A 4,887-nucleotide genomic window follows, 5' to 3' on the forward strand; every position below is an offset into this window, starting at 1 on the left:
ATCCCCGGCTGGCCGATTGCCGGCGGCTTTTCCTGCGCAATTACGAAGTGCGCATCAACATTGGCGTGCACGATTTCGAAAAGCAGGGCGAGCAGCGCGTGGTGATCAACGTGGAATTGTTCGTGCCACTGGCGTTATCGACGCCGACTGAGGACAAGCTGCGCGAAGTCGTCGACTACGATTTCATGCGCTCGACCATCGCCAAGCGGGTGGGCAGAGGGCATATCCACTTGCAGGAAACACTCTGCGATGACGTCGCTGCTGCTTTATTGGCGCATCCGAATGTACGCGCGGTAGTGGTTTCCACAGAGAAGCCGGACGTTTATCCGGACTGCGATGCCGTGGGCGTCGAAGTCTTTCGCATCAAAGAGGTGACAGCATGAGTTCGCTAACGGAAACGGAAGCACCAGTGGTTCAGGAGACTCAGGAGACGATAGCCGTCCCGACGATGCGCGAGCCGATGACACGCCGCGAGCAGAAGCAGGCCTACGAGAACAACAAGTTGTTCAAGCGGCTGGCGCGTCAGGTGGGCGAGGCGGTCACGGATTACAACATGATCGAGGACGGCGACAAGGTCATGGTCTGCCTGTCCGGCGGCAAGGATTCATACGCGATGCTCGAACTGCTGATGCGGCTGCGCGAACGCGCGCCGATCGACTTTGACATCGTGGCGGTGAATCTCGACCAGAAGCAGCCGGGGTTTCCGGAGCATGTGCTGCCCGAGTATTTGAGCAAGCTGGATATTCCGTTTCATATCGAGAATCAGGATACGTACAGCATCGTCAAGCGGCTGGTGCCGGAAGGCAAGACGACGTGTTCGCTGTGTTCGAGATTGCGGCGCGGGATTTTGTATCGCGTGGCGGGTGAACTTGGAGCGACAAAAATTGCGCTTGGGCATCATCGTGACGACATCCTGCAGACGCTGCTGCTGAATATGTTCTACGGCGGCAAGCTGAAGGGCATGCCCCCAAAATTGCAATCCGACGATGGCAAGAACATCGTGATCCGGCCGTTGGCGTATGTGAAGGAAAGGGATCTGGAGAAGTTCGCCGAGTTGCGCGAATTCCCGATCATTCCTTGCAACCTGTGCGGCAGCCAGCCGAACCTGAAGCGCGCGGAAATGAAGGCGCTGATCCGCGATTGGGAAAAGCGTTTTCCGGGGCGTGTGGAGAATATGTTCAACGCGCTGGGGCATGTGGTGCCGTCGCATTTGATGGATCACGGGCTGTTCCCGTTCGCCGGATTGCGCACGACGGGCGTGGCGGATGCAGATGGAGATATCGCGTTCGATGAAGACCCGTGTTCGACGGAGTCAACGTCGCAGACTATTTCGATTGTTCAGTTCGACGATATTTGACGCCGGATCGGAAGCCCGCGGAATCGTTGCTCAGCAAGGCCGCGCCGGGTTTTGCCGTCCACCCGCGCGTGCTATATTGGCGGCTCCAAACACTTCAACGAAGCTGACGCCATGAACATTGTTATTTTGGCGGCAGGCACGGGCAAGCGCATGCGTTCCGCCTTGCCGAAAGTCCTTCATCCCCTGGCTGGCCGGCCGCTCCTCTCCCATGTGCTCGACGTTGCGCGTGCGCTCAAGCCCACGCGGCTTGTTGTCGTGATCGGACATGGGGCGGAACAGGTTCAGAAAGCGGTCGGCGCCCCTGATGTCCAGTTTGCCGTGCAGGATCAGCAACTGGGCACCGGCCACGCGGTCCAGCAAGCGCTGCCGCTGCTCGATCTTTCCGTGCCTACGCTCATTCTTTACGGCGATGTGCCGCTCACTCGCGTCAGCACGCTACAACGCCTGGCCGATGCCGCGTCTGGCGGCCGCTACGGCGTGCTGACGGTCACGCTGGACGACCCGACCGGCTACGGCCGCATCGTGCGCGATCCGACCGGCGCCGTGCAGTGCATTGTCGAGCAGAAAGACGCCAATGCCGGCCAGTTGACCATCGCCGAAATCAATACAGGTATTGTCATTACGCCGACCGCGCAGTTGGGCGAATGGCTGGCATCGCTTAAAAACGACAACGTGCAAGGCGAGTTTTATCTCACCGATGTCGTCGAGCGCGCGCTCGAATCCGGCATTGAAGTCGTCACGGCGCAACCCGACGAAGAGTGGGAAACGCTCGGCGTGAACAGCAAGCAGCAACTCGCCGAACTCGAACGAATTCATCAAGGGAACGTTGCCGAGGCGCTGCTGGTTGCCGGCGTGACCCTGCTGGACCCCGCGCGCATCGATGTACGCGGCACGCTGACCTGTGGACGCGATGTGTCCATCGACGTGAATTGCGTCTTCGAAGGCGATGTGACGCTGGCGGACAACGTGACCGTCGGCCCGAATTGCGTGATTCGCAATGCGTCGATTGGCGCGGGCACCCGGATTGATGCGTTCACGCACATTGAGGGCGGCACGACCGGCGCGAACGTCGTGCTTGGACCGTATGCGCGCTTGCGGCCGGGCGCGGTGCTCGGCGACGAAGCGCATGTGGGCAACTTCGTCGAAGTGAAGAACGCGGTGTTCGGGCGCGGGTCGAAGGCGAACCATTTGAGCTATATCGGTGACTCGGATATTGGGGCGCGGGTGAATATCGGCGCGGGCACGATCACGTGTAATTACGATGGCGCGAACAAATTCCGTACGGTGATCGAGGACGACGTGTTCGTCGGCTCGGATACCCAACTCGTTGCGCCGGTGCGTGTGGGGCGCGGCGCGTCCATCGCGGCTGGGACGACTGTTTGGAAGGATGTCGCGGAAGGTCAGCTCGTGTTGAACGAAAAAACTCAGGTTAGTAAGAGCGGTTACGTACGGCCTGTGAAGAAAAACCTGAACAAATAGCGAGTGCTCGCGTGCTTGAGCGCGCGCCCTGTTGGCGAGTGCCGGGCATTTTCGAGCGATTCAAAAACAATCTGGAAAGGACGACGCCATGTGCGGAATTGTCGGCGCGGTTGCGCAACGTAACATCGTATCGGTGCTTGTCGAAGGTCTGCGGCGGCTTGAATATCGCGGCTACGATTCCTGCGGCGTCGCCGTGATTGCCGATGGCGAACCGAAGCGCGCGCGCAGCGTGGCGCGCGTGGCCGATCTCGCCGATCAGGTCCGCGATACGAATCTGGAAGGCGTCACCGGCATTGCGCATACGCGCTGGGCGACGCACGGCGCGCCCATTACTGACAACGCGCATCCCATCTTTTCGCGTGACGAATTGGCGCTGGTGCATAACGGAATCATCGAGAACTACGAGACCTTGCGAACCATGCTGCGCGGGAAGGGCTACGAGTTCGTTTCGCAGACGGACACCGAAGTCATCGCGCATTTGATCCACAGCATGTATCGCGGCGATCTGTTCCAAAGCGTGCGTGATGCCGTGAAGGAATTGCATGGCGCGTACGCTATTGCGGTGATCCACAAGGACCAGCCGCATACGGTTGTTGGCGCGCGGCAGGGGTCGCCGCTGGTGGTGGGCGTGGGCAATGGCGAGAACTTCCTCGCCTCCGATGCGCTCGCGCTCGCCGGCAGCACCGATCGTTTCGCGTTCCTCGATGAAGGCGATGTGGTCGAGATCACGCTGGACGGCGTGAAGATCGTCGATCGCGATGGAATGCCTGCCGAGCGCGAAGTGCGTGTGGTTGCGGCGTATGGCGGCGCGGTTGAGCTTGGGCCGTATCGACATTTCATGCAGAAGGAAATCTTCGAGCAGCCGCGCGCGATCACCGACACCATTCCTCAAACCGATCGCTTCTCCGCCGAGTTGTTCGGGGCGGACGCGGGTGCAGTTTTCGCCGATATCGACAGCGTGCTCATTCTTGCGTGCGGCACGAGTTCGTATGCGGGGATGACGGCGAAGTACTGGCTTGAATCCGTTGCGAAGATTCCGACGCAGGTTGAGATTGCGAGTGAGTATCGGTATAGAGAGTCAGTGCCGAATCCGCGGGCTGTAGGTGTTGTGATTTCGCAGTCGGGTGAGACGGCGGATACGTTGGCCGCATTGAAGCATGCTCAAGCGCTTGGGCATAAACATACGTTGGCGGTTTGCAATGTGGCTTCCAGTGCGATGGTTCGATTGACGAAGCTCGCGTTTTTGACACATGCAGGGACTGAGATTGGGGTGGCGTCGACCAAGGCTTTTACGACGCAATTGGTCGGGATGTTTGTGCTGGCCGTCACGCTCGGCACGTTGCGTGGGCATGTGAGTGAAAAGCAGGAAGCGGGTTATCTCACGCAGTTGCGGCATTTGCCCGCGGCGCTGAATAGCGTGCTGGCGCTGGAGCCGCAGATCATCGCCTGGTCGGAAGAGTTTTCACGCAAGGAGAACGCGCTGTTTCTCGGACGTGGATTGCACTATCCGATCGCGCTTGAAGGCGCGTTGAAGCTTAAGGAGATTTCTTATATTCACGCGGAAGCTTATCCGGCTGGGGAGTTGAAGCATGGGCCGCTGGCGCTGGTGACTGAGGCTATGCCGGTGGTGACGGTGGCGCCTAATGACACGCTGTTGGAGAAGCTGAAGTCGAATATGCAAGAGGTCAGGGCGCGCGGTGGGGAGCTTTATGTCTTTGCGGATTCGGATACGCGCATTGTTAGTGAGGATGGGATTCACGTGATTCGGATGCCTGAGCATTATGGGCTGCTGTCGCCGATTCTTCATGTCGTGCCGCTGCAGTTGCTGGCTTATCACACGGCGTGTGCTAGGGGGACGGATGTGGATAAGCCAAGGAATCTGGCGAAGAGTGTGACGGTGGAGTGAGGGGTAGCCCTTTCGAAGAAAGGGCCCGTGAGAATAGTGACGGATCGCTTATGTGATAGGTACGAAACCAACGCATTGGTCAGAACTAATATTCGGTAGCCGCGCGGTTCCCGCAGCCTCGAACGATTTGATCAAGCTTGGTGAT

Annotated in this window: 4 protein-coding genes; all 4 read left to right on the plus strand. The window is 59.1% G+C overall.

Annotated elements, in window-relative coordinates; genetic code table 11:
• Window positions 1–383, plus strand: a 383-nt coding sequence (locus tag JWR14_RS29895; RefSeq protein WP_299716492.1) for a dihydroneopterin aldolase, incomplete at its 5' end; no start/stop codon positions are given.
• Between the two features lie 65 nt (window positions 384–448).
• Window positions 449–1,357 (plus strand): tRNA 2-thiocytidine(32) synthetase TtcA, encoded by a 909-nt coding sequence (gene ttcA / locus JWR14_RS29900; protein ID WP_299716501.1) that lies wholly within the window; start codon window positions 449–451, stop codon window positions 1,355–1,357.
• A 111-nt stretch (window positions 1,358–1,468) separates the two neighbouring features.
• Window positions 1,469–2,836: a bifunctional UDP-N-acetylglucosamine diphosphorylase/glucosamine-1-phosphate N-acetyltransferase GlmU gene (glmU, locus tag JWR14_RS29905; RefSeq protein ID WP_299716495.1), complete on the plus strand. Its 1,368-nt coding sequence runs from the start codon at window positions 1,469–1,471 to the stop codon at window positions 2,834–2,836.
• Between the two features lie 88 nt (window positions 2,837–2,924).
• Window positions 2,925–4,742: a glutamine--fructose-6-phosphate transaminase (isomerizing) gene (gene glmS / locus JWR14_RS29910; RefSeq protein WP_299716498.1), complete on the plus strand. Its 1,818-nt coding sequence runs from the start codon at window positions 2,925–2,927 to the stop codon at window positions 4,740–4,742.
• Window positions 4,743–4,887 lie beyond the last annotated feature (145 nt).

The sequence above is a fragment of the Caballeronia sp. genome (assembly GCF_028292365.1).
In the GTDB taxonomy this organism is placed as follows: domain Bacteria; phylum Pseudomonadota; class Gammaproteobacteria; order Burkholderiales; family Burkholderiaceae; genus Caballeronia.